The sequence below is a fragment of the Agrobacterium sp. DE0009 genome (assembly GCF_007680755.1).
Taxonomy (GTDB): Bacteria; Pseudomonadota; Alphaproteobacteria; order Rhizobiales; family Rhizobiaceae; genus Agrobacterium; species Agrobacterium tumefaciens_B.
This window is the reverse complement of sequence record NZ_VEIU01000003.1, coordinates 110,249-135,111: the sequence shown is the minus strand read 5'-3', so window position 1 is coordinate 135,111 and position 24,863 is coordinate 110,249. Positions and strand designations below refer to the sequence as shown.

The following is a 24,863-nucleotide window of genomic DNA, read 5'->3' as shown; positions in this document are numbered from 1 at the left end:
ATAGCCATGGCCGCACGGCAACGCATCATCCCCGTCAGGCGCGAATATAACCGCTGGGTCGCCAACCAGACGCTGGAAGATTATGCGCTGCGCTTTACCGCCAAGAGCGCCCGGCAATTTTCCTCCAACCGCATTTCCCACACCGCCATCGGCGCGATTTCCTTTCTGGCGCTGGAAGCCATCGGCGGCGCCATCACGCTCTCCTACGGCACCACCAACGCTTTTTACGCCATCCTTGTCGCTGCCGTCGCCATGTTGGCCGTCGGCCTGCCGATCAGCCGTTATGCCATCCGCCATGGCGTCGATATCGATCTGCTGACACGCGGCGCAAGCTTTGGTTACATCGGCTCCACCATCACCTCGCTCATCTACGCCGCCTTCACCTTCATGCTCTTCGCGATCGAGGCCTCGATCATGTCCGGCGCGCTGGAGCTTGCGCTCGGCATTCCCTTGTGGATCGGCTACATCATCTCCGCCGTCATGGTCATTCCACTCGTCACCCATGGCGTGCGGCTCATCAGCCGTTTCCAGATCGTCACCCAGCCTTTCTGGATCGTCCTCAACATCCTGCCCTTCATCTTCATCGCCCTGATGGACTGGGAGAAATACGATCTGTGGCGCGCTTTTGCCGGTATCCACCATGCATCCGGCCCGCCGGGCACCGTGGCGGATTTCAATCTCGTGGAGTTCGGCGCGGCCTCGGCGGTCATTCTGGCGCTAATGTCGCAGATCGGCGAACAGGTGGACTTCCTGCGCTTCCTGCCAGCCGAGGGCCAGAGCCGCCTGCGCCACCGCATCGCGGTGTTTCTGGCCGGTGCAGGCTGGGTCGTCGTTGGCGTACCGAAGCTCTTGGCCGGTTCGTTCCTCGTCGTGCTGACCTTCAGTTCCGGCGTCTCGGTGGATCGCGCCGCCGACCCGGCGCAGATGTATCTCACCGCCTTCGGTTACATGATCCCCAACCAGACGGCAGCCATGCTGCTGATGGTCGCTTTCGTGGTCGTCTCGCAGCTGAAGATCAACGTCATGAATGCCTATGCGGGCTCGCTCGCCTGGTCGAATTTCTTTTCCCGCCTCACCCACAGCCACCCCGGCCGCGTCGTCTGGCTGGTGTTCAATGTGGCCATCGCGCTGCTGTTGATGGAACTTGGCATCTACCGGCTGCTCGAGGAAACGCTCGGCATCTTCTCCATCATTGCCATGGCGTGGCTCTGCACCATCTCGGCCGATCTCTTCATCAACAAGCCGCTCGGCCTTGCCCCATCAGGCATCGAGTTCAAGCGTGCTCATCTCTACGACATCAATCCCGTTGGCGTCGGCTCCATGGCGCTTTCCGCCACCATCGCACTGATGGCGCATTTCGGCACCTTCGGCCCGCTCGCCGCCTCGCTCGCGCCCTACCTCACACTCATCGTCGCTTTCATCGCCTCGCCGCTGATTGCGTGGGGCACCAAGGGCAAATTCTACCTTGCCCGCAAGCCACGCCAGCAATGGCGCGCAGAAAGCAGCATCACCTGCTCCATCTGCGAACACCCTTTCGAGCCGGAGGACATGGCATGGTGTCCGGCCTATGCCGCGCCGATCTGTTCGCTCTGCTGTTCGCTGGACAGCCGCTGCCACGACATGTGCAAGCCGAAGGCAAAGCTGAACTATCAGGTCGCCACCGTCGCCAAGACCTTCCTGCCGAGACAGCTGGTGGCAAAACTCGCCACCCGGCTAGGACGCTACGGCATGGCGGCGGCGATTGCCGTCACCGCCATCGGCGGCATATTGGCCATGATCGCGCATCAGGTCGGCACGGCCTCACCGGAAACGGCAGATGTGGTCAATCGCACCATCCTCATCGTGTTTTTCGTCTTTGCCGTCATTGCCGGCATTGTCTGCTGGTTCCTGGTCCTTGCCCATGACAGCCGGGTGGTGGCGGAAGAGGAATCCTCGCGCCAGAACACGCTGCTCTTGAAGGAAATCGCTGCCCACAAGAAGACCGACGCCGCCCTTCAGGATGCCAAGGAAACGGCTGAGGCCGCCAACCGCGCCAAAAGCCGTTATGTCGTCGGCCTCAGCCACGAGCTGCGCACGCCGCTCAACGCCGTTCTCGGTTACGCCCAGATTTTGGAACGCGATGAGACCATCCCCCCTCCCCGGCAATCGGCGATCAAGGTCATCCGCCGCTCGGCCGACCACCTGTCGGGGCTGATCGACGGGCTTCTCGATATTTCCAAGATCGAGGCGGGCCGCCTGCAGGTCTATTCCAACGAGATCAATATCCAGGATTTCCTCGACCAGATCGTCGATATGTTCCGCCCGCAGGCGCAGGCCAAGGGGCTGGAATTCCGCCACGACCGCTCGCCTGCGCTGCCGCAATATGTGCGCACCGATGAAAAGCGCCTGCGCCAGATCCTCGTCAACCTGCTTTCCAACGCCATCAAGTTCACCGATGAGGGCGCGGTCACCTTCGATGTCGGTTATCGCAGCCAGGTGGCCAGCTTCACCGTGTCAGATACCGGCCGCGGCATTGCCGAAAAAGACCTCGCCCGCATCTACGAACCCTTCCAGCGTGGAGAGGCCGAAAGCGTGCGGCCCATGCCGGGCCTCGGCCTCGGTCTGACCATCACCCGGCTTCTGACCAATACGCTCGGCGGCGAAATTTCCGTCTCCAGCGAAAAGGACGAGGGCTCCACCTTCCGTGTGCGCCTCATGCTATCCGCCGTCCACCGGCCAAACACGGCGCCGGCGCCGGAAAAAACGATCCGCTCCTATTCCGGTCCACGCCGCACCATTGTCGTGGTGGATGACAACGAGGATCACCGCGAGCTGATGCAGCAGGTCCTTTCGCCGCTCGATTTCGTGGTGTTGACGGCGCAATCCGGCCCCGAATGCCTCACTCTCATCGAAGGGGTGAAGCCCGATCTCTTCCTCATCGATATTTCCATGCCCGGCATGACCGGCTGGCAGCTGGTGACGAAGCTGCGCGAGGCCGGGCAGACGGCCCCGCTCATCATGCTCTCGGCCAATATCGGCGACGGCACTGTCGCGGGTGCCGGCGATGACAATCACAACGACGCCATCGCCAAGCCCGTCGATATCCGCCATCTCTGCGACAGGCTTGCCGTGCATCTCGGGCTGACATGGATTTACGATACCGATCTGCCGCCCGCGCCGGAGCCGCAGCCCCCTGCCGAGATCGTCAATCCGGGCGCCATCCACATCCAGGATTTGCAGAGGCTGGGCGAAATAGGCTACATACGCGGCATCGAAGCGAAACTCGCCGATCTCGCCCGCAACACGGAAAACCTGCCCTTCACGCAGGAACTCGGCGCCTATGTGCAGGCTTTCGATCTGGCCGGCTACGCGCATTTTCTCAAGCGGTTCGAAGACAGTGACAGGGGAGACCTCAAGGCATGAGCGCTCAGGCGGCGGCCCCGAGAGATATTGTATTGCTGGTGGATGACAGCCCGGAAGCGCTGGGCTTCCTGACCGATGCGCTGGAGCAATCCGGCTTCTCGGCCCTCATCGCCACATCTGGGCAGGCTGCATTGAACATCGCCGAGCGCATCACGCCCGATATCATCCTGCTCGATGCCGTCATGCCCACCATGGACGGTTTCGAGACCTGCCGACGCCTCAAGGCCAATGCGGCGGTGGCGCAGGTGCCTGTTATCTTCATGACCGGCCTGACGGAGACCGAACATGTCGTGCGGGCGCTGGACTCCGGCGGTGTCGATTATCTGACGAAACCGATCAATATCGACGAGCTGCGCGCCCGCATCCGCGTCCATCTTTCCAATGCCCGCTCGGCACAAAGCGCCCGGGTCGCGCTTGATGCCGCCGGACGCCATCTGCTCGCCGTGCGCGCTAACGGAGCCATCCACTGGTCCACCCCGCAGGCGACGCGGCTCGTTAATGCCGCGACGGGCCGCGATGACGGCATGGACATCGTCGTCAGCCATATCGGCCGCTGGCTCGGCGAAAGGGCAGCATCGGAAGCCGGCCGCGATGCGCCGCTGACGATCACCCAGGCCGGACGCCCGGCTTTGCAGCTCTCCTTCCTCGGCGCCATGGGCCCGGATGAACATCTCTTCCGCCTGACCGCCGCCAACGAGAAGTCGGACGACCATCTGCTGAAAGAGCATTTCGCGCTGACGACGCGGGAATCCGAAGTGTTGCTGTGGATCGCCAAGGGCAAGTCCAACCGCGATATCGGCGATATTCTCGGCCTGTCCGCCCGGACGGTGAACAAGCATCTCGAACAGATCTACGTAAAGCTCGGCGTGGAAAACCGCGCCTCGGCAGCCGTCAAAGCGGCGCATATTCTGCATCAGGGGTGACGACTCGCCAAATTATGATAGGCTCTTCCGGCACATTCCCGCTCGAGTCCGCAAATCCTGCTTGTTGAACGAGCGGTAACCCCTTGTTTCTTTTCCCCGCCGGGGAGAAGTCCGCGGCAGCGGGATTAGGGGGCGAGCTCTCCGAAATCCTGCAACGTTGCCCCCTCACCGACCCTTCGGGCCACCTTCTCCCCGGCGGGGAGAAGAAACATGCGGCAACCCCACCTCCAAAAAATCACTCCTACTGCCCTGAACCCCTACACAGGAACGCACACCCATGGACCGTTTCATCATTCTCTCCGGCTGCTCCGGCGGCGGAAAATCCACGCTTCTTGCGGAACTTGCCCGGCGCGGTTGCGCCACCGTTGAGGAACCCGGCCGCAGAATCGTCATCGAAGAAACCCGCGATGGCGGCAACGCTCTGCCTTGGATAAACCTCGAAGCCTTTGCGCGCCGCGCCATCGCTGTAGCGCTCGAAGACAGGCAGCATGCGCGAGAACACGGCACCGTCTTCTTCGATCGCGGCCTGATCGATGCCGCCTCGGCGTTACGCGAGGTCAGCGGTGACCCCTTCATCGAAACGCTGCGCCGCGAACATCGCTACAACAGGCTGGTCTTCCTTACCCCGCCCTGGCCGGAAATCTATCGGGCAGACACGGAGCGTCGGCATGATTTTGCCTCGGCCGTGGCCGAATACGATCGTCTCGCCAGCGATTATCAAGCCCTTGACTATGAGACCGTCGTCCTTCCGAAAACGGGCGTCGACGAGCGTGCCGACTTCATTTTGGAGCGGCTGGACTGATCGCAGCGATCTCAGCGATTTTCCAGCAGTTGCGACACGGTCACAAACTCGAACCCGCGCTGACGTAATCCATCGATGATCAGCGGCAAGGCCTGCCGCGAGGCCTCGCGGCTGCGATACATGACATGCATGATGATGATCGAGCCGTTTTTCGTGTGCTCGATGACGTGCTTCGCCAATGCGGCTGCATCCTCGGCAATATCTGGATGGGATTCCGGCTCGACATCCCACATGATTGTTTTCCGCTCATGCCGGGAAAGATACAACGGCAAGGCGAACAGCTTCTTGCCATAGGGCGGGCGGAACATGATCTCGCGCTCGTAGCCCGCAGCCCGAATGGCGGCATCCGTGCGCTCGATCTCGTCTCCTACCCGCGCCGGTCCCATCAAGGCCATGTTGGAATGCGTATAGCTGTGGTTTCCAATCTGATGGCCGTCACTGACGATCATCCGAGCCTGCGGCAGATTTTCCTCGGTTTCCTTGCCCGTCAGGAAAAAGGTCGCTTTCACGCCGCGTTCCCTCAGGATCGTCAGGACCTCAGGCGTGAAGCGCACCGAGGGCCCGTCATCGAATGTAAGGGCCACCACCGGCTTCGGCGTCTCGACCCTTGCAATGATTTCTCCGAACAATTGCGTCGTCCGGGATTTGCTGAAGAGATGCACACCGCCGAGCACCGCCGCCAGCATGGCAAGACCAAGAAGCAGAGACACGATCCGTTTCGTCGTCATTGCCACCCCTTATTGCAGTTTCCGGGAGGCTTTGTCTCCTGCCTTCATGTCTCCAGTGTGGCGGCCGTCGCGCAAAGAAAAGCCCGGCATTGCTGCCGGGCTTCGATTGGGTGTCACAGAGAGGCTTAGCTGCCCTGCTGGATGTAGGTGAACTTGCCGTCCGGACCCTTCTTCCATTCGTACATGACGTAGCCCGGAAGCTTCGGGTCGCCCTTTTCGTCGAAGGAAATATCGCCAAGTGCTGTCGGGAACGTGCCCTTCTTCAGCGCTTCGGCAACCTTTTCAGGCTCCACGGAACCGGCGGCCTTTGCGGCTTCTGCAATCGTTTGCATAGCTGCGTAGGAGTAGAGCGTGTAGGCTTCCGGGTTGAAGCCGGCAGCCTTGAACTTCTCGACAAGTTCCTTGTTTTCCGGGCGCAGTGTCGGATCAGGGCCGAAGGTGTTCAGCGTGCCTTCGACAGCGTCGCCGGCGATGGAAGCGAGTTCGTTGGAGACGATACCGTCACCCGAGATCAGCTTTGCCTTAAGGCCCTGGTCAGCCGCCTGACGGATGATCAGACCGGCTTCGGTGTGCAGACCGCCCCAGTAGATGATGGAAACGCCGGCTTCCTTCATCTTGGAGATCAGCGCCGAGAAGTCCTTGTCGCCGACGTTGACGCCTTCATACATGGCTTCGGTGACGCCAGCGGCGTTTGCAGCCTTCTTGGTTTCGTCGGCAAGGCCCTGACCATAGGGGGTCTTGTCGTGGATGATGGCGATCTTGGCGTCCTTGAAGTGGTCGGCCAGATACTTGCCGGCAATGCCGCCCTGCTGGTCGTCACGGCCGCAGGTGCGGAAGGTGTTCCACAGGCCGCGTTCGGTGAAAACAGGGTTGGTTGCAGCAGGCGTGATTTCGAGAATGCCGTTTTCGGCATAAACTTCAGACGCCGGAATGGAAACGCCGGAGTTGAAGTGACCGATAACGAACTTCACGCCATCGGCAACGAATTTATTGGCAACCGAAATACCCTGCTTGGGGTCAGATACGTCGTCGCCCAGCACGATCTTGATCTGCTCGCCATTGATGCCACCAGCGGCATTGATGTCTTTTGCAGCCTGCTCGGCACCCTTCTGAAGCTGAGCGCCGAAAGCAGCGTTCGGTCCAGTCAGCGGGCCGCCGACGGCGATCACAACATCGGCGAAGGCCGAACCGCTGAACGCGACCATGGCGGTCAGCGCAACAGCGGAAAGAAGAGACTTCTTCATTACTTTACTCCCAGTTCCTTGGATGGGGTTGATTGCAAAGACCCGTTCAGTACCCACCTTCACTGAACAGGAAACCGTTCCACTCTGACGAGTATTAGTGACGCCGGAAGAACCCGGCTGTCAATTCTTCTTTTTATAGGAAAATGACGACGTCCGATCGTAGAGCCAATAATAGTTATTGACCATCTGGCTTGTCCGGCGCATGCGGAAACCGATGCTGGAAAAGACCAGAAGTAGAACGACGTCAAGCACGTAATAGAAGCCGTTGATGAACGGCCCATTGAACAGGGCGAAATGCAGGAAGCGCATCACCAGCCCCAGAGCCAGCGTGTAGATGACCACACGCGGATATTCGCCCCAGCCATCGGCGACGGATTTGCCCGTGCGCCATGCCGTCCAGAAACCCAAGAGAACAACCAATGCGCGCAAGACATAGCGCACGCCGTTATCCGTTTCGAAAAATAGGCCCTGCATTTCTTTCCCCATCAGGCCGGGTGTAACACCCTCGCCCCGCCTTGTTTGTCATCCCGCCGTTTGCCGGCCGGCTTTTATTGTTTGCCACCCGCCGCCTGGCGCCAAGGCTGCGGCGGGTCGCTGTTCGTAATCTTGCGCCGCAAAACGTCTGGCGCAAGTAAAATCTTTCAGTGCCGCCCGCCTTCGAGATAGGCTGCGCGAACCTGCGGGTCGGCGAGCAATTCCTTGCCCGTTCCGCTCATCGTCACCTTGCCGTTCACCATCACATAGGCGCGGTCGGAAAGCTTCAGCGCCGCAAAGGCGTTCTGCTCCACGAGGAAGACGGTCAGGCCCTCTTCCTGGTTCAGCTTCTTGATCGCCTCGAAGATCCCCTTGACGATCAAGGGCGCAAGACCGAGCGATGGCTCGTCGAGAAGCAGGAGCTTCGGACGCGACATCAGCGCACGGCCGATGGACAGCATCTGCTGCTCACCACCCGAAAGCGTGCCGCCCCGCTGGCTCTGGCGCTCCTTAAGGCGCGGAAACATCTCGAAGATCTTTTCGACGTCTTCCTTGAAATATTTCAGGTTATCGAGATTGGCGCCCATCTGCAGGTTTTCCAGCACGGTCATGCGCGGGAAAATCCGCCGGCCTTCCGGTGACTGGGCAATGCGCTTGCGCGCGATGAGATGGGTCGGCAGCTGGGTGATGTCTTCACCGTCGAAGATCACCTGGCCGGCCCGCGCCTGCGGGCTGCCGCAGATGGTCATCATCAGCGTCGATTTGCCGGCGCCGTTGGCGCCGATCAGGCTGACGATCTCCCCTTTCTTGACCTCGACATCCACGCCCGCGAGCGCACGGATATTGCCGTAATAGGTTTCGACACCCTGGACTTTCAGAAGCGGTTCACCGGACATCAGGCCGCTCCTCCGTCGAGTTCTTCCGCAATCACGTCTTCCACTTCATCATCTTCGACACCCAGATAGGCGGCGATGACCTTCGGGTCGTTCTTCACATGGTCCGGCGTGCCGTCGGAAATCTTCTGGCCATATTCGAGAACCACCACATGGTCGGAGATTTCCATGACCACCGACATGTCGTGTTCGATGAGCAGAAGCGACGTCCCCTCATCCCGGATACCGCGCAGAAGCGTGTTGAGCGCCAGCGACTCCTTCGGATTGAGGCCGGCGGCGGGCTCGTCGAGGCACAGGAGTTCCGGCCCCGTGCACATGGCGCGGGCGATTTCCAGACGACGCTGGGCGCCGTAAGGCAGATCGCCGGCAGGGTCGTCGGCACGATCGGTCAGATCTGCCTTGTCCAGCCAATACTTGGCTTTCTCGATCGAACTTGCGACCGCCCGCTTGTAGGCGGGCAGGCCGAGAAGGCCGAGGATCGTATAGCCCGAGGCTTTCATCAGCGCATTGTGCTGCGCCACCAGCAGGTTTTCCAGAACGGTAAGACCCGAAAACAGCCGGATGTTCTGGAAGGTGCGGGCCACCTTCGCCTTTTTGGTAATTTCGAAATCCGCCAGACGCTCCAGAAGATGCGTCTCGCCATCTTGCCTGCGCATGGTGATCATGCCCATCGTCGGCTTGTAAAAGCCGGTGATGCAGTTGAAGACTGTGGTCTTTCCCGCTCCGTTGGGGCCGATCAGCGCCGTGATCTCGCCACGCCGTGCCTCGAAGGAGAAGTCGTTGATGGCCATCAGACCACCGAACTTCATGGAGAGATGCTCGACCTTGAGGATCGTATCGCCAGTTACATTGGGTGCCATTGTTGTCGTTCCGGAGGCCATCAACCGTGACCTTCCTTGGTAAAGCTGCCGGAGACGGCCTTTCGCTCCTTGAGGAAGGCAGTCGGTTCACGCGAGCCGACGAAGCCGCGCGGCTTGAACAGCATGACGATGACCATGGCAAGTCCGAAGAGGAGCATGCGATAGAGTTCCGGTGTGAAATCCGGTCCGAAGACATGCTTCAGGAACTCCATTTCACGCAGCAGTTCCGTGCCGCCGACCATGACGAGCGCCGCAATCGCGATACCCGTCAGCGAACCCATGCCGCCGAGAACGACGATCGCGAGAATAACGGCCGATTCCAGGAAGACGAAGCTTTCCGGCGACACGAAACCCTGACGCGCGGCGAAGAACGAACCGGCAAAGCCGCCGAACATCGCGCCCGTCGCAAAGGCGGTGAGCTTGGTGATGACGGTATCGATGCCGAGCGAACGGCAGGCGATCTCATCCTCACGCAGCGCTTCCCACGCACGCCCGATCGGCATGCGGCGCAGCTTGATGGTGACATAGGCCGTCAGCATGCAGAGCAGCAGGATCACGTAAAACAGGAAGATCTTGTAATAGGCGGAAGACATCGAAAGGCCGAAGGCCTTGGCGAAGTTGTTCGGGGCGCCGACATCGAAGGACCAGATGCCGAAGATCGAGGCCTTGGCGATACCGGAAATACCGAACGTGCCCTTGGTGACATCCGTCCAGTTGAGCAGCACGAGGCGGATGATTTCCCCGAAGGCAAGCGTCACGATCGCCAGATAGTCACCGCGCAGGCGCAGCACCGGAAAACCGAGGATGATGCCCCAGAAGGCCGCCAGAATGCCGGCAACCGGCAGAAGCACCCAGAAGGACAGGCCGAGATGGCTCGACAGCAGCGCATAGGAATAGGCGCCGACGGCATAGAAAGCCACGTAACCCAGGTCGAGAAGACCGGCGAGACCGACGACGATGTTCAAGCCCCAGGCCAGCATCACATAAATGAGGATCTGGATGCCGAAATTGTCGACGAACTTCAGCGAACCCTGAAAACCGAAAAGCTGCACGGCGATAACAGGGTAGAGAAGCAGCAGGACAAGCGCGATCTTGAGGAAGTGCTTGTGGAAGAAGCCCTTCTCCTCGGAGATTTCCAGCACGCCGCTCTTGGCCTTGGCCAGCTTGCGACGATCGATGGACGGCTTGATGAAACCGACCATGAGGAAACGGCCGATGGCGGCAACGGCGACGAAGATCGACAGAAGACCCCAGCGCGTGCCCCAGATCAGCTGGTTGTTGATGTCCTGATAGGTGACGATGCCGACATACAGAATGAACATGCCGAGCGAGACGACGCCCGCAATGATGCCTTCCTTGACGGCTGTCGCCATCAGGCTCGGGCCGGAAGCGTTATTTTCGGAAGCGATATGGGCCATGATATCAAACCTTCTCGACTTCCGGACGACCGAGAATACCGGTCGGCTTGAAGATCAGCACGAATGCCAGAATGCCGAACGCCGCAACGTCCTTATAGGCAATGGAGAAATAGGCAGACCAGAGCGACTCGATGAGGCCGATCAGCAGGCCACCGAGAACGGCGCCCGGCAGCGAGCCGATACCGCCGAGAACGGCCGCGGTGAAGGCCTTGACGCCCGGAATGAAGCCATCGTTGAACGAGGCAACGCCGTAATACATCAGATACATCGTGCCGGCGACGGAAGCGAGCGCCGCACCCATGATGAAGGTGATGGAAATCGTCTTGTCGACATCCACACCCAACAGGGCCGCCATCTTGCGATCCTGTTCGGTGGCGCGCTGAGCGCGGCCAAGCGGCGTCTTGTTGACGATATACCAGAAGGCAAAAAGCAGTACCGAGGTGACGACCATGATGATCAACTGCTTCAGCGACACGGTTATGGCGCCGAAATGGTAGCTGTCCGTCACCATGGAGGGGATCGGCTTGTTGCGCGGGCCCTGCGTGACCTGAATGAAGTTGGACAGCGCAATCGACATGCCGATCGCCGTGATCAGCGGCGCGAGGCGGAACGAGCCTCTGAGCGGACGATAGGCAACGCGCTCGATAACCCAGTTCCACAGGCCAGTCATCAGCATGGCGACGACCATCATCAAAAGCAGAAGAAGCGCCACCGGAATGCCGGCGACAAAGGTTGTCACGATCAAAAAAACGATCAGCGCGGCAAAACCGCCGAGCATGAAGATGTCGCCATGGGCGAAATTAATCATGCCGATGATGCCGTAGACCATCGTATAGCCAATTGCGATAAGGCCGTAGATCGATCCAAGAGTCAGCCCGTTTATGAGCTGCTGGATAAAATACTCCATGTTTTTCCCCCGGGCACGGCCTCGAATGGACCACGCCTCGTTATGTTCGTTATAGGGTGCCCTGTCAGACAGATCCCCACCGTCGAAATGCATATCGTGTTCGCTAAAAATGTGAAGTCAAAATTGGGCGATCCTGCACAAAATTTGGAATTTCCACACAAGCTGCCCTTTTCGCTGACAACAATGCTAGGATTTCAGCAGGGTTTGCTGAAAAAATGGCTTTATTCTCCCTATATAAGCTTTGTTCGGACCGTCATTTGACGCGTCGCACACAAAAGAGTAGCGAAGATGGAGAAGATGAAATCCCCAGGTGGGATGGTGACGGCAGAGATGATCGACATATTGACGACAGCGGCGCTGGACGCGGGCCAGGCGATCATGGCGGTGCACCGCGCGGGGCCGCATGTTTCCTACAAGGACGACTGCTCCCCCGTCACCGAGGCGGACCAGCGCGCCGAGACCATCATCCTGGAAGCCCTCGCCCTCCATTTTCCGCAGATCCCCGTGGTGGCCGAAGAGGCCGTCTCAAGCGGTATCCTGCCGGAGACCGGCGTGGAGTTTTTCCTTGTCGATCCGCTGGACGGCACGAAGGAGTTCATATCCGGCAAGGACGACTTCACCGTCAACATCGCGCTCATCCGCAATGGCGCTCCGGTGGCCGGTGTCGTTTATGCGCCCTGCCGTGGGCAGGCATGGACCGGCATGGACGAGGCTGCCGAAAAGCTCACCATTTCCAGCGAGGGCGCGATCCTCTCGCGCGAGACGATCCGGGCCCGCCAACGCGGCGCGTCGCCTGTGGCGCTGATCAGCCGCTCGCATTGCACCGCAAAGACGGAGGCCTTCGTCGCAGAGCACGGCCTGAAGGACTGCATTTCGGTCGGCTCGTCGCTGAAGTTCTGCATGCTCGCCGAGGGCGCCGCCGATATCTACCCCCGCTTCAGCCGCACCATGATGTGGGACACGGCCGCAGGCGACGCCGTGCTGCGCGCCGCCGGTGGCCGCACGCTGGATTGCGACGGGCACCTGCTGACCTACAAGGTCCGGGGCGACGGCGAGGATGCGCTCGCCAATCCGGATTTCATTGCCGAAGGTGCGATGGCGGCGGTGGGGCACGCGGGGTAATTCCCGCTACCAGCATTTTTGTTGGCGTATGCCGCTTCACCTCCCTCTGCCCTGCCGGGCAGAGGAGTTAAGCGGCACACGCCAACCCGACAAAAATATTCTCATCCCCGCCCCGCGCCACCGCGTCACAATACCCGCGACACCACGAACGCGGAGCCGACGCCATGACGGAACAGACGACGAGACTTTCCCTTCCCTACATCCTCCCCTCGCAGGCACAGAAACACGTTACCCACAACGAGGCGCTGCAAAAGCTCGACGCCGTCGTGCAGCTGGTCGTGAAGGCCGTCCTTTCCACCCTTCCCGAAAACCCCGCCGAGGGTGACTGCTTCCTCCTTGCCTCGAATGCCACGGGCGACCTCGCAGGCAAGGCGAGAAAACTCGCATTCCGGCAGGATGGCGCATGGCTGTTCATAACCCCACAACCGGGCTGGACGGCGTGGTTTGCGAGCGATGGCAAATATCGCGTGCTTCAGGACAAGAACTGGCGCGACCTTCCTCTGCCCGCCGCAGGCCGGATGGACCGGCTTGGCATCGGCACGGAGCCGAACACGACCAACCGCCTGACGCTCTCCTCCCCCGCCAGCCTCTTCAGCCATGCGGAGCAGGATGGCAGCCACCGCATGACCATCAACAAGGCGGCCAAAACCGATACGGCCTCTCTCCTGTTCCAGACCGGCTGGAGCGGCCGGGCAGAAATGGGGCTTGCCGGCCATGACGGCTTTTCGATCAAGACAAGCCCCGATGGCGCGAACTGGTACACGGCGCTGCTGTGCAGCGGCGACGGTCGGGTGTCATTGCCAAACCGCGCGCTTGCCGTGGCAGGGCTGCCGGCCGGCACGACGAAACCCGCCAGTGGATCGACGGCGGGCTTCTCCCTGCTGACTATCTCGGAGGGTGGCTTTGCCCTTGGTGACGCGGTGGAGACGGGTGGACGCGAACTGCTCGTCCCCGCAAAGGGGCTTTATCTCGTTGCCCTCACGCTTGCCGTGGCAGCATCTTCCGGCCACCGGGTCACACTTCTCAGCAATGGCTTGGCCACGGGCTTCAGTGTCGCCGGCAACGCCTCCGCCGTCGACACACAGCAGTCGGCAATATCCATCCTCGCCCTCAATGCCGGCGACCGCCTGCGGCTGCAGCACGAGGGAACGGCGGAATTCGCCCAGGGCAACGGAAAAACCAGCCTTTCACTTGCGGCGCTGTGACCGCGGCAACCCCTGAGCGAGAAAAAACGCGTTTTTTTGCAGAAATTTTTGCCCGGCAAAATAAGGCGACTCGAACAAATCAGGCGAAACCGTTCAAATTCTTAATAAATTGTCACGACCTGCTTAGGCAATTTTTAAAGGTACGGGGCTAAAGTTCCCGTCATATGGTCTTGAGTTTGTATAGAGTGTCCAATGACCGAAATGATACGCCCACGAGTTAAATATGTCATCGGCCCCGATGGCAGCCCTCTGACGATTGCGGATCTTCCGCCTGCCAATACCCGCCGTTGGGTCATTCGCAGAAAGGCAGAGGTTGTTGCCGCCGTGCGCGGTGGACTGTTGAGCCTCGAAGAGGCCTGCGAGCGTTATACGCTCACCGTTGAAGAATTCCTGTCCTGGCAGTCCTCGATTGCCGATCATGGCCTTGCCGGCCTGCGCACCACGCGCATTCAGCAATATCGCCACTAAAGGCAACGGCGCCTCGCAGCGCCGCAGATCGAACGTTAACGATACCCCGTCGTCTGAACGACGGGGCTTTCGGTTTCCTATCCTCTCCCGCCGCACTCCCCCAGGGCGACCCCGGTGATTGTTCACCGGATCACGTCCACTGCGTTCGCTTTTCCCGCTGTTTCAATTCGGCCGCAAGCCGTTACAGTGGGGACACGAACAAGTAAGGGCAAGGCAAAGATCATGGATATCAAGACGACCGAAACCGGATCGCGCGGCGAATATCTCGCAACCGTCGACGGCCATACGGCGGAAATGACTTATTCGCGCACCTCCCCCACCCTCATCATCATCGACCACACCGGCGTGCCCGATGCCCTGCGCGGCAAAGGCGTCGGCCAGGCGCTCGCCGCCCACGCCATCGATGAAGCCCGCAAGGGCGGCTGGAAGATCATCCCGCTCTGCCCGTTCTTCAAGGCCCAGACCCTGCGCCACGCTGATTGGGCGGATGTTATCCAGGGGTAAATGGGCAGACATAGCGCAAGCGTCACGGCGTATTTCTTCTCTCCGCCGGGGAGAAGGTGGCCCGAAGGGTCGGATGAGGGGCTAGCTCTCCGTATATCTCCACCGTCGCCCCTTCATCCCGCTGCCGCGGACTTCTCCCCGGCGGGGAGAAGAAACAAGCGGTTCACACCTGCTCCCTCAACAACCGTTCCAGATATCGCGTTAATCATAAAAGGACGTCACGCCACCTTCAGCGGCGGTGTCCCCGCGTGCATGCTGTGGCGCACTTCCTCGCGAAATTCGGGTGTGTCCTTGGCCCCATGAACGGCCACGGCATGTTGCACCGCCGCCTCCATCAACTCTTCAGTGGAATCGGCGGAAATTGCGATCGTGCATTTGCTGTCACTGGGAAATTCACGGCAATCGATATATTGGCGGGCCATGTTTGCCTCCCTGCCATAGCCGTCCGCGCCCGCTTGAGGCGCGCACGCAACGCCCTCCGGCTCATGGTCGGAACGCTTTCAAAATACGCCCTTTCCCGGCCTGGGACAATAAAAATCCGGGATATGCCATCGCGCCAGCAGAGCCGGACACCGCGCAAAACAAAAGGCCGCCCCTTGAGGAGCGACCTTCCAAAAAAAATGCATGCCGTCCCGTCATTGAAAGCTGCCTCCTGATCCACCGGCAGCCGTCAATAAGGACGATCATTCGTCCGATACACGCCCTGGTCAGGCGCGCGCGCGAATTGCTCCGTCGCGGTTTTCCAGCGCCGCGGCCTTTTCATATTCGGCCTGCACCTCTTCCAGCGACGCTTCCGCCGCCTCCTGCTGGGCCTTCAACTCCCGGATGGAGACCTGAAGATTATCCGCTCGCTGGCGCGCGGCCTTGGCGAAGGTCGGATAGGCGAAATGTGTCGGATCGGTAATTCCCGACTTGCTCTCTTCCAGAGAAATCTGATGCACCAGTTCCTTGGCCATCCGCTCGAATTCGGACATCATCTGCTGCAGCTGGTTAAGCTGCCTGCGTTTTTCATTGACCTGAAATTCCTTCAGGCGAACCAGGCTGTCACGCGACTTCATACGCAATACTCCATGGATAGCGAGACCCGGATCAAAATGGCACTATGCCAGCCTGATCGGCCCGTTTAACCCGCCCGTTTTCCGCAAGGGTTACTCCCTGTGCCGGAATGATTCCCAAAAGTTACCCGACGTTAATAAAAAACCGCCGTTGTTAACCTTTCGTTTACGGGCATCGTTAATGATAACGACGATCATTTAAGGGTCGGTAAATGCCAGGTCCAAAAAAACGGGCCAGACGATGTGAGAGTCGATTGAATCACTTAGCGGGAAATCCTCACGTTAAGCTTCAATTTTGGCGATTGTGGATTCACGTGCAAAAACAGCAAAATGCCTAGCTTGCTTAATAAATTCGATACACCTTGCCAAAGGCAATTAGAATTTGTTAACCATTTGGTGGCAGCCTGCAAATCAGGCAACGTCTGGATCCGCATCGCGCGAGGCAATGACTTACCGGTTCGCGGGCGGCAAAGGGGATAATTATGCGGGTTCTACTGATTGAAGACGACAGCGCGACAGCGCAGAGCATTGAACTGATGCTTAAGTCGGAAAGCTTTAACGTTTACACGACCGACCTCGGTGAGGAAGGCGTGGATCTGGGCAAGCTCTACGATTACGACATTATTCTTCTCGACCTCAACCTGCCTGACATGTCGGGCTACGAGGTGCTGAGAACGCTTCGCCTCTCCAAGGTCAAGACGCCGATCCTCATCCTGTCCGGCATGGCCGGCATCGAGGACAAGGTTCGCGGTCTCGGCTTCGGCGCCGACGATTACATGACGAAGCCGTTCCACAAGGACGAGCTTGTTGCCCGCATTCACGCGATCGTCCGCCGTTCCAAGGGCCATGCGCAATCGGTCATCGCCACCGGCGAGCTCATCGTCAATCTCGACGCCAAGACGGTTGAAGTGGGTGGCCAGCGCGTTCACCTGACCGGCAAGGAATATCAGATGCTCGAGCTGCTTTCGCTGCGCAAGGGCACGACGCTGACCAAAGAAATGTTCCTGAACCACCTCTATGGCGGCATGGATGAGCCGGAACTGAAGATCATCGACGTCTTCATCTGCAAGCTGCGCAAGAAGCTCGCAAACGCCGCCGGCGGCGCCAACTACATCGAAACCGTCTGGGGCCGCGGCTATGTGCTGCGCGAGCCGGACGGCGCCACGGAATTCCTCGAAACCGCCTGATCCGTTTCGGAACAGGACAGTTTTAAAAGACCCGCTGGCGACAGCGGGTTTTTTGTTGCCATCTTCGAGCAGGCCGAACCATGAACGACCCTATTCCCACCCTCAGGACCAGCCGTCTGATATTGCGCCCGCTTGCCCTGGCGGATTTTCCGGCCTATCGCGATTTCATGGCCTCACCGCGCGCCATCGGCGTTGGCGGACCGCATGATCTTCCTGCCGCGTGGGCGATGTTTTGTCAGGACAGGGCATTATGGTCGTTCTTCGGTCACGGCGCGCTGATGATCGATCTCGCCGAGGGTGGAGAATGCATCGGTCAGGTCGGCACCAATCATGGCCCCCTCTACCCCGAGAAGGAACTGGGCTGGCTGCTTTACGACGGCCATGAAGGGAAGGGCTACGCGGCAGAAGCCGCAACGGCACTGCGCGACTGGGCCTTCAACACCCTCAAGCTTCCAACCCTCGTCAGCTACGTCAGCGCATCCAACCGCCAATCCGCCGCCGTTGCGGAGCGAATCGGCGGGATGCTGGACCCTATGGCGCCGCGCCCACTACCGTCCGATCTCGTTTATCGACATTTGGCGGACAACCCGGCCTGATTGATGCGAATCAGCGGGTCTGAACAACCCGCTCAAACAACCGCACCGGGCATTCCCGGAACGTCGTATCCCGCAAAGGCCGGAAGCCGAAGCGGGTGGCGATTGCGAGGGAGGGCGTGTTGAGCGGATCGATCATGCACACGATACTGTTCGATATGCGCTGCGCGTCGAACCAGCCAAGGGCGGCCTGCACCGCCTCGCTGGCGACGCCCTTGCCCGTCAGATCCCTGTCGATCTTCCACATGGCCTCCGGCGCGGTATCGAAATCCGCACCGTGGCCGCGGCGCATGTTGGCGAGACCGACCTCGCCGACGATCCGCCCCGTGGCGGTTTCCTCCACCACGAAGGGGCCGAAGCCGAAGACGGACCAGTGGCCGATGAAGCGCAGAAGCCGTGCGAAGGCGAGCTCCGGATCGAGCGGCGCGATCGAACTCACGCCGGGGATCGGCTGGATGGCAGCGCTCCAGAACGCGCAATAGCGCCCCTCATCCTCGATGGCATGCGGCCGAAGACAGAGACGCGGGGTTTCGATGCGGATCAAGAAATCTCCTCCTCTCAAACGAAAAGGCCGGGCACTGGCAAAGCCGGCCCGACCCCCTGATAACGTCACGCTCGCACCGAAACGATCACGCCGTGATCGACTTCGCCGTGAAGACAATGCGATCGTCATGCACCTTGTAGTCCACCTCCATGTTGGCCTCTTCAGCCAGAAGCAGCGTGTAGTATGGCTGCACGGAATGGGCGTCGACCGCCTCTTCCAGCCGGCCCTCGTAAATTTCCACGAACTTCGCCGGCACGCGCATCATCCGGCCCTTGACGGTGATCTCGAACCTGGCGTCGCCATCGGGATTTTCCAGCAGCACATCCACATTACCGCCGCGCGGGATCGCGCCGTAAGCGACGAGGAAAAGGTTGAGCAGAAGTTTGACACGATTCTTCGCAACGATGGCGCGCGGACCGTTCCAGCTGACCTCCGCCTTCTTTTCGGCGGCGGCGAAATCCTGCGCAGCCTTTTCGGCCTCGCCGGTATCGATCGACGCGCCGGCGGAACCGGAAGCGCCGAATGCAAGGCGGGCGAACTTAAGCCGCACGGATGCGTTAAGGGCGGACGTGCGGATGAGGTCGAGGGCGTCGTCATCCGTGCCGCCCTCGTCCAGAAGTTCGAGGCCGTTATTGATGGCGCCGACAGGGGATATCACGTCATGGCACACACGGCTGCACAAAAGGGCCGCCAGATCGGGACCGGACAGCGTGATATTGAGTTTGCTGGTCATAAAATTCTCTCCTGCGCAAGGGAGGCGCGGACGGTGTGGAAATTGTTAAGCCATAATGACACCATATTTGGTAAACCGATTGTTAATAGGATGGTTTCAAAATGCCAAATGCCTTAACAGGCCACACTGGAGCCCCGTGTATCCGCAAGAATGCACGAAACATGCTGTAGAACTTTGACTCTGCGCGGCCGCCCTTTCGAAAATCGATTCGGATTTTTGGGCTGATGCGCCAACGAAACAGACGGACGGACATGACGATGCGCCTTACGAAAACCCGCACCATTGCACGCCTCGGACTGGGAAAGATTGTTGCGCTCCTTGCGAGCCTGTTGATGTGGGTTGCGCCGGCGGCGGCCCAGAACAGCGATCAGTATACTTTCCAGGAAGTCGTGGATGCAGGCCACGGATTCTTCGGTGAAACCACAGGCGGCCTTGCCAAGGTGGTGGAGCGGGCCTTCCAGCAATATGGCCTTCCGAACGGCTACATTCTCGGCCAGGAAGGCTCCGGCGCCTTCGTTGCTGGCCTCACCTACGGCGAAGGCATGCTCTACACCAAGAATGCCGGCCAACACCCCGTCTTCTGGCAAGGACCGTCGCTCGGGCTTGATTATGGCGGACAGGGCACCCGCGCCATGATGCTGGTCTATAATCTGCCCTCCGTCGATTCGCTTTATCGCCGTTATGGCGGCGTCAGTGGCTCCGCCTTCATCGTCGCCGGCGTCGGCATGACCTATCTGAAAAGCAGCGACGTGACGCTGGCGCCCATCCGCACCGGCATCGGCGCGCGCCTCGGCATCAACGTCGGTTATCTCAAGCTCACCCAGCAGCCGACCTGGAACCCGTTCTGATAAGACAAGACTATTGCGGCAGCTTTCTTCTCCCCGCCGGGGAGAAGGTGGCCCGAAGGGTCGGATGAGGGGGCAACCTTGCCGTATCTCATAATCCTTGACCCCGCATCCCGCTGACGCGGACTTCCCCCTCTCGGGGAGAAGAAACAAGTGGCAAGGTCCCGCCCATGAATTGCCGAAGGGAAACCCCTCCCCACGGTTGCAATAATAGCGTAACGTGTTTTCGCGCCCCTCTTTCCGAATGCGCGCGTATCTGAGTTTCGGAGACTGTAAAGCGTGATCGAATATGCCATTCTCTTCGGACTGGGTTTTCTCACCGCAACCCTGCTGGCTCTGTTGATCGCACCTGCGATCCACCGGCGGATCGTCGCCTATACGGAAAAGCGCATCCACGCCACGATGCCCATCAGCCCGCAGGAAGTGCGCGCCCAGAAGGACATGGCCCGCGCACTCTATGCCGCCGAAAACGCCAAGGTGCGCCAGGAGCTGGAAACGGAGCGGGAGAAGAACACATCGCTGCGCCTTGCCAACGAAGCCGCCTCCAGCGATGCCTATCGGCTGGGCGAACAAAACCGTGGCCTGTCGCTGAAAATCGAGGAACTGACGCTGGAAATCGGCGAATTGCGCGCAGCACTCGACGCCGCCGAAGACCGCGCCTCTACGATCCAGGCCGCGCTCTCGCAACAGGAGCAGGCCGCCAACGAGCGCGCGAACCAGATGGCCGACCTCACCGCGCGCCTCACCAACCTGACGCGCGAGCTGGATGATTCGAAAATCCTCGCCGCCACCCGCGACCTTGAAGCCGAACAGGCGAAGCAAAGCGCCACACGCTTCCGTAAGGAAGGCGAGACCGTGACCCGAGAACTTCAGGATATCGCCAGCCGCAACCGGGAAGCGATGGAGGCCGTTGCCCGCGAAAGCCGCAAGGTAACAAGGCTGGAGGAACAGCTGGCGAGCACCATCGCCAAAAACGCCGACCTCGACACGATGCTGACCCTGCGCAACCAGGAAGTCGCGCGGCTGAAAGAACAACTGGCGGCAACCGGCGGCCGCAGCAACGACATGATCATTCGCCTGCCGAACCCGGCCGTTCCCGCTGAAAAGCCGGTTGAGCAGCCGCAACCCGCAGCAACTGCCCCTGCCGCCACGCTCGAAACCGCACCGGCTATCGAGAAGGAGGTGCCACAGACGGCAGCCCCGGAGGATGCCGCCCCCGCCTCCCCGCCGGAGGAGCCCAGCGCAGAGCCGGACGCGACGGCGCCGGAAGGTCTGGAACAGGAAATCGAGGATATCCGCAATCAGGGCACCGCTCTCACCGAACGCCTGCTGAACGTGCGCGGCACCGGCAACGACGAGCCCATCCGCCGCGAAATCGCACGGATCGCAGCCGAGATGATCGCGTTGACAGCAGCGCGGGAGGGCGAGGCATCACCCATTCCGGGGCTCCTCGCCAAGGCGTCAGATTCGTCGGGGCGGGAAAGCCTTGCGGCGCGGGCTAAGGTGGTGATGGAGAATCGGAAACGCTAGGTTCGCCGAAGTGCTAAAGCGGCTCTGATCTACACCCGCCGCATCACCCCCGCCATCTGATAAAGCGCGAGCCCGGAGGCCGTGCCCGCATTGAGGCTATCCAACTGCGGCGACTGCGCAATCCTCGCCGTATGAAACCGCGACAGTACCGATTGCGGCAAGCCCTCGCCTTCCGTGCCGATGACCAACGCCATCCGCCCGGAGCGTGGAATATCGCGGATTTCGGTCTCGCCACCCGGCGAAAGGCTCCAGATTGCAAAACCAGCCCCGGAAAGCCGCTCCAGCATCGCGACCGCCCCGCCGCCGCGGTAATAGGGAACCGAGAGCACCGACCCGACGGATACCCGCAGCGCCTTGCGATAGAGCGGATCGCAGCACGTCTCGTCCAGCAGCACCGCATCGGCATAAAAGGCTGCCGCATTGCGGAACATCGCACCGAGATTGTCGTGGTTGGAAATGCCGCAGCCGACGAGCACCAGAGACGAGGCAGGAAGTGCTGCTATCGTCTCTTCCAGCCCATCATCGCGCACGCGCCGCCCGAGCGCCAGAATGCCGCGATGCAGGTGGAAACCGACGATACCATCCAGCACCGGCGCTTCCGCCACGTAAACCGGGACATCATCGGGGAATTCGGCGAGGATATCGGCAACGCCGGAAAGACGGTTGCGCAGGATCAGGATGCTTTCCGCCGCAAAGGCCCCACCCGCCTTGTGAGCGGCAGCCAGCATGCGCAGCACCACCGTACCCTCGGCAATGAAACGCCCCTGCCGGCCGGTGAGATCACGCTCGCGAATGTCGCGAAAGGCGGCAATGCGCGGGTCGGTCGGGTCTTCAACCGGGATCAGCGCCCGCTGACCGAAAAATGGATGTTCGGCCTCACTGGCCATCAACAGTCACATCCGCGAGGAACCGGCCGCTGGCGACATTGAAGACCAGCGCCTTGCGGGTTCCGTTTGCCAGCCGGCCATAAAACAGCATATCGCCGCCGGAATAGCTGACGTTTTCAATGGTGAAGCCCTGCGGCAGGCTGGCGGTGACCGCCATCGGGCCATTGCCGGTTGGCACGGCTAGATTTGGCGCGACGCTTTGCGTTGCCGGCGTTTTCGAGCTACCCGTCGCCTTGTAGACAACGGCACCAAAGACAGCCATAAGGGCGATGAACATCACGGAGCCCGAAACGATCTGCAAACGGATCATCCGGCGGCGAAGTTTTTCCATGACCGGATCAAGCGGCTTGTCTTCCTGTTCGTCTTGCTCGATCTGCGTCATCGGGTTCCCTGAAATGCTGATGGATCGGAAAAATAAGAATGAACGACCCCTTTAAACAAGGCGGAGACGCAAGGAAAGTCCTGATTGCCGGGGAAGACGCCGAAGGCCGCCTCGATTCCTGGCTGGCGGGCGAGGTGGGCGGCGATTTCTCCCGCAGCCGGCTGAAGGCGCTGATCGAACAGGGTGCCGTTTCCATCAACAGCAAGCCGGTGACGGAGCCGAAAAAGAAGGTGCATCCCGGCGACCGTATCGAAATCCTTATGCCGGAACCGGAAGACCCTGAGCCCAAGGGCGAGGATATCCCGCTCGATGTGGAATATGAGGATGACGACCTGATCGTTCTGGTGAAGCCCCCGGGTCTCGTGGTGCATCCCGGCGCCGGCAACTGGACGGGAACGCTGGTCAACGCCCTCATTCACCATTGCGGCGACAGCCTCTCCGGCATTGGCGGCGTCAAGCGCCCCGGCATCGTGCACCGGCTGGACAAGGAAACGTCAGGTGTCATGGTCGTGGCGAAGAACGACAATGCCCACCGGCATCTGGCCGCGCAATTTGCCGATCATGGCCGCACCGGCCCGCTGGAACGCGCCTATAAGGCCGTTGTCTGGGGTCGCCCGCGCACGCTTCGCGGCACCATCGACGCCGCTCTCGGCCGCGGTGCCGATCGCACAAAACGCGCTGTCAAGCACGAGGATTCGGACGATGCCCGTGAGGCGATCACCCATTACGAGGTGGTGGAGCGATATCACGAACGGGCGGATGCCACCTGCCTCGCCTCCATGGTGGAATGCCGCCTGGAAACCGGCCGCACCCACCAGATCCGCGTGCACATGGCCCATATCGGCCATCCGCTGATCGGCGATCCCGAATATGGTGCGGCTTTCCGCACCAAGGCGAACCTTCTCGAGGAACCGGCAAAGAGCATCGTCGGGCGCTTTCCGCGCCAAGCGCTGCACGCCTATCTGCTGGCTTTCGAACACCCCCGCACCGGCGAGGTGATGGAGTTCGAAACCGACCTGCCGGACGATATGGAAGAGTTGATCGCCGCCCTGCAGGCCTGAAAACGCATGGCGCAGGCCTAAAAAGCTGCGCCGCCCATTTCGCCGGAAGCTTCGGATTATAAAAACAGATTAGCGAAACGCGATATTCCGCAGTCGGTCCTTTTTATAGACCGCCCCAATTTCGCTTTAATCCTCGCACCTCCTTTGCCTCGCAAAGCCTTGAACCGGCGCACGTTCGAGCCGCCTTGAACGGAACCGGCATGATGACGGGATCGAGTGCGCATGACGATTGAAGACCGCCGGTTTATTTTTCAGGAATTGCGAAGCGTCGAAGGTTATATCGACCCGCCCGATGCGCTCGTCTTCAAGGCGCTGTTGCAGGCCCAGACGAGAAGCGCCCTGCACGGCGGCATCGCGGAAATCGGCGTTTATTACGGTCGCTCCTATTTCTTGCTGCGCAAATTCGCGCAAGCGCAGGAAAAGGTGCTGGGCGTCGATCTGTTCGATCTCGACCCGCCGCAAGACGGCAGCCTGGACCAATATGACCGCCTGATGGAAAGCGGACGCCGGCTGGGTTTTGCCATGGATGAGGACCTCATCATCAAGGGCGACAGCACCCGTTTGTCACCGGCCGACATCACCTCGCGCATTGGCCCGGCGCGCTTCTTCAGCATCGATGGCGGCCATCACCTGCACCATGTGTTGGCCGATGCGAAACTGGCGCTGGAGGTAATCGCGCCGCATGGCGTCATCGTCTTTGACGACACATTCAACCCCGCCTGGCCGGAAGTGACGGTCGGCGTTGCAGATTTCCTGCGCACCCACGGTCATAACCTCGCCTGCTTTGCCATGACGAAATACAAGACCTACGTCTGTCGCCGGGAATTTCACGCCATCTATGCGGACGCGATTGCCACCGATCCGGACCTGCAGGCGCTTGCCCATGTCGAGACGCAGTTCCTTGGCTCGAAGGTGGTGCGTTTGCACAATCCGATGCGCCGAAGGGTGATGTATGAGCTGATGGTGCGCTCCGGCCTCGGCGGTTTTTCGGAACGAATCTACCGGTCAAAAGTTAAACAGGTCAAAGAAGGGGTCGTCTCGCCATAACGCATGTGTGAACGCAGCGTTCGCTTGAAACGCGGTGCGCGCGTACATA

General features: G+C 60.3%; 26 protein-coding genes. 13 read left to right on the top strand and 13 right to left on the bottom strand.

The features are described from left to right. Positions 1–6: 6 nt before the first annotated feature. From FS804_RS13335 to FS804_RS13325, 3 genes are all read left to right on the top strand, one after another. The gene (locus FS804_RS13335) at positions 7–3,402 is read left to right on the top strand and encodes an ATP-binding protein (protein ID WP_144577062.1); all 3,396 of its coding nucleotides are present in this window, start codon (positions 7–9) and stop codon (positions 3,400–3,402) included. Beyond that, on the top strand, positions 3,399–4,325 hold the full coding sequence (locus FS804_RS13330; RefSeq protein WP_144577061.1) for a response regulator: 927 nt from the start codon (positions 3,399–3,401) through the stop codon (positions 4,323–4,325). The genes FS804_RS13335 and FS804_RS13330 overlap by 4 nt, the downstream gene beginning before the upstream one ends. A gap of 277 nt (positions 4,326–4,602) precedes the next feature. After that, on the top strand, positions 4,603–5,127 hold the full coding sequence (locus tag FS804_RS13325; RefSeq protein WP_144577060.1) for an AAA family ATPase: 525 nt from the start codon (positions 4,603–4,605) through the stop codon (positions 5,125–5,127). A gap of 11 nt (positions 5,128–5,138) precedes the next feature. Here the strand turns inward: FS804_RS13325 and FS804_RS13320 are convergent, their stop codons facing one another. The 7 genes from FS804_RS13320 to FS804_RS13290 form a co-directional block, all read right to left on the bottom strand. Next, positions 5,139–5,855, bottom strand: a complete 717-nt coding sequence (locus FS804_RS13320; protein ID WP_144577059.1) for a polysaccharide deacetylase family protein — start codon at positions 5,853–5,855, stop codon at positions 5,139–5,141. Between the two features lie 125 nt (positions 5,856–5,980). Beyond that, positions 5,981–7,099 (bottom strand): branched-chain amino acid ABC transporter substrate-binding protein, encoded by a 1,119-nt coding sequence (locus tag FS804_RS13315; protein WP_063948225.1) that lies wholly within the window; start codon positions 7,097–7,099, stop codon positions 5,981–5,983. A gap of 120 nt (positions 7,100–7,219) precedes the next feature. Further along, entirely contained in the window at positions 7,220–7,573 is a 354-nt protein-coding gene (locus FS804_RS13310) for a DUF6867 family protein (protein ID WP_063948224.1), read from the bottom strand. 167 nt (positions 7,574–7,740) lie between these two features. Continuing rightward, complete coding sequence (locus FS804_RS13305; RefSeq protein WP_063948223.1) at positions 7,741–8,469, bottom strand: ABC transporter ATP-binding protein; 729 nt, start codon at positions 8,467–8,469, stop codon at positions 7,741–7,743. After that, a complete protein-coding gene (locus FS804_RS13300; RefSeq protein WP_144577058.1) occupies positions 8,469–9,347 on the bottom strand; it encodes an ABC transporter ATP-binding protein in 879 nt (292 codons plus the stop codon). The genes FS804_RS13305 and FS804_RS13300 overlap by 1 nt, the downstream gene beginning before the upstream one ends. Beyond that, the gene (gene livM / locus FS804_RS13295; RefSeq protein WP_144577057.1) at positions 9,347–10,744 is read right to left on the bottom strand and encodes a high-affinity branched-chain amino acid ABC transporter permease LivM; all 1,398 of its coding nucleotides are present in this window, start codon (positions 10,742–10,744) and stop codon (positions 9,347–9,349) included. Before livM ends, FS804_RS13300 begins: the two co-directional genes overlap by 1 nt. A gap of 4 nt (positions 10,745–10,748) precedes the next feature. After that, positions 10,749–11,651 carry a branched-chain amino acid ABC transporter permease gene (locus tag FS804_RS13290; RefSeq protein ID WP_063948220.1) on the bottom strand — a complete coding sequence of 301 codons (903 nt, stop codon included), beginning with the start codon at positions 11,649–11,651 and terminating at the stop codon, positions 10,749–10,751. 330 nt (positions 11,652–11,981) lie between these two features. Here FS804_RS13290 and cysQ point away from each other — a divergent pair, with 330 nt between their 5' ends. The 4 genes from cysQ to FS804_RS13270 all read left to right on the top strand — a co-directional run bounded on the left by cysQ (position 11,982) and on the right by FS804_RS13270 (position 14,950). Beyond that, positions 11,982–12,773 carry a 3'(2'),5'-bisphosphate nucleotidase CysQ gene (gene cysQ / locus FS804_RS13285; RefSeq protein WP_144577497.1) on the top strand — a complete coding sequence of 264 codons (792 nt, stop codon included), beginning with the start codon at positions 11,982–11,984 and terminating at the stop codon, positions 12,771–12,773. A 164-nt stretch (positions 12,774–12,937) separates the two neighbouring features. Continuing rightward, positions 12,938–13,978, top strand: coding sequence for a DUF2793 domain-containing protein (locus tag FS804_RS13280; RefSeq protein ID WP_144577056.1), 1,041 nt, complete (start codon positions 12,938–12,940; stop codon positions 13,976–13,978). Between the two features lie 192 nt (positions 13,979–14,170). Further along, the gene (locus FS804_RS13275) at positions 14,171–14,446 is read left to right on the top strand and encodes a DUF1153 domain-containing protein (protein WP_003491799.1); all 276 of its coding nucleotides are present in this window, start codon (positions 14,171–14,173) and stop codon (positions 14,444–14,446) included. A 222-nt stretch (positions 14,447–14,668) separates the two neighbouring features. Continuing rightward, the gene (locus FS804_RS13270) at positions 14,669–14,950 is read left to right on the top strand and encodes a GNAT family N-acetyltransferase (protein WP_063948218.1); all 282 of its coding nucleotides are present in this window, start codon (positions 14,669–14,671) and stop codon (positions 14,948–14,950) included. Positions 14,951–15,168: 218 nt separating this feature from the next. Here FS804_RS13270 and FS804_RS13265 read toward each other — a convergent pair whose 3' ends face one another. Both FS804_RS13265 and FS804_RS13260 read right to left on the bottom strand, forming a co-directional pair. Next, positions 15,169–15,372, bottom strand: coding sequence for a DUF1059 domain-containing protein (locus tag FS804_RS13265; protein ID WP_144577055.1), 204 nt, complete (start codon positions 15,370–15,372; stop codon positions 15,169–15,171). A gap of 285 nt (positions 15,373–15,657) precedes the next feature. Beyond that, complete coding sequence (locus FS804_RS13260) at positions 15,658–16,008, bottom strand: flagellar export protein FliJ (RefSeq protein ID WP_003491821.1); 351 nt, start codon at positions 16,006–16,008, stop codon at positions 15,658–15,660. Positions 16,009–16,487: 479 nt separating this feature from the next. Between FS804_RS13260 and ctrA the strand changes: the two genes are divergently transcribed. Both ctrA and FS804_RS13250 read left to right on the top strand, forming a co-directional pair. After that, a complete protein-coding gene (gene ctrA / locus FS804_RS13255; protein WP_003522926.1) occupies positions 16,488–17,192 on the top strand; it encodes a response regulator transcription factor CtrA in 705 nt (234 codons plus the stop codon). Positions 17,193–17,272: 80 nt separating this feature from the next. After that, complete coding sequence (locus tag FS804_RS13250; RefSeq protein WP_144577054.1) at positions 17,273–17,788, top strand: GNAT family N-acetyltransferase; 516 nt, start codon at positions 17,273–17,275, stop codon at positions 17,786–17,788. Positions 17,789–17,798: 10 nt separating this feature from the next. Here FS804_RS13250 and FS804_RS13245 read toward each other — a convergent pair whose 3' ends face one another. Together FS804_RS13245 and chpT are read right to left on the bottom strand one after the other, a co-directional pair. Further along, positions 17,799–18,329 carry a GNAT family N-acetyltransferase gene (locus tag FS804_RS13245; RefSeq protein ID WP_144577053.1) on the bottom strand — a complete coding sequence of 177 codons (531 nt, stop codon included), beginning with the start codon at positions 18,327–18,329 and terminating at the stop codon, positions 17,799–17,801. An 85-nt stretch (positions 18,330–18,414) separates the two neighbouring features. Next, complete coding sequence (gene chpT, locus FS804_RS13240; protein ID WP_144577052.1) at positions 18,415–19,062, bottom strand: histidine phosphotransferase ChpT; 648 nt, start codon at positions 19,060–19,062, stop codon at positions 18,415–18,417. A 251-nt stretch (positions 19,063–19,313) separates the two neighbouring features. Here chpT and FS804_RS13235 point away from each other — a divergent pair, with 251 nt between their 5' ends. Continuing rightward, on the top strand, positions 19,314–19,910 hold the full coding sequence (locus FS804_RS13235) for a DUF1134 domain-containing protein (RefSeq protein ID WP_186376796.1): 597 nt from the start codon (positions 19,314–19,316) through the stop codon (positions 19,908–19,910). 276 nt (positions 19,911–20,186) lie between these two features. After that, positions 20,187–21,437: a hypothetical protein gene (locus FS804_RS13230; protein WP_144577050.1), complete on the top strand. Its 1,251-nt coding sequence runs from the start codon at positions 20,187–20,189 to the stop codon at positions 21,435–21,437. A gap of 29 nt (positions 21,438–21,466) precedes the next feature. Here the strand turns inward: FS804_RS13230 and FS804_RS13225 are convergent, their stop codons facing one another. Continuing rightward, positions 21,467–22,324: an RNA methyltransferase gene (locus tag FS804_RS13225; RefSeq protein WP_144577049.1), complete on the bottom strand. Its 858-nt coding sequence runs from the start codon at positions 22,322–22,324 to the stop codon at positions 21,467–21,469. Then, positions 22,314–22,706 (bottom strand): hypothetical protein, encoded by a 393-nt coding sequence (locus FS804_RS13220; RefSeq protein WP_063948210.1) that lies wholly within the window; start codon positions 22,704–22,706, stop codon positions 22,314–22,316. Before FS804_RS13220 ends, FS804_RS13225 begins: the two co-directional genes overlap by 11 nt. 38 nt (positions 22,707–22,744) lie before the next feature. Here FS804_RS13220 and FS804_RS13215 point away from each other — a divergent pair, with 38 nt between their 5' ends. After that, positions 22,745–23,767, top strand: a complete 1,023-nt coding sequence (locus tag FS804_RS13215) for an RluA family pseudouridine synthase (RefSeq protein WP_063948209.1) — start codon at positions 22,745–22,747, stop codon at positions 23,765–23,767. 222 nt (positions 23,768–23,989) lie between these two features. Then, positions 23,990–24,814 (top strand): class I SAM-dependent methyltransferase, encoded by an 825-nt coding sequence (locus FS804_RS13210; RefSeq protein WP_063948208.1) that lies wholly within the window; start codon positions 23,990–23,992, stop codon positions 24,812–24,814. The last annotated feature ends 49 nt before the right edge of the window (positions 24,815–24,863 follow it).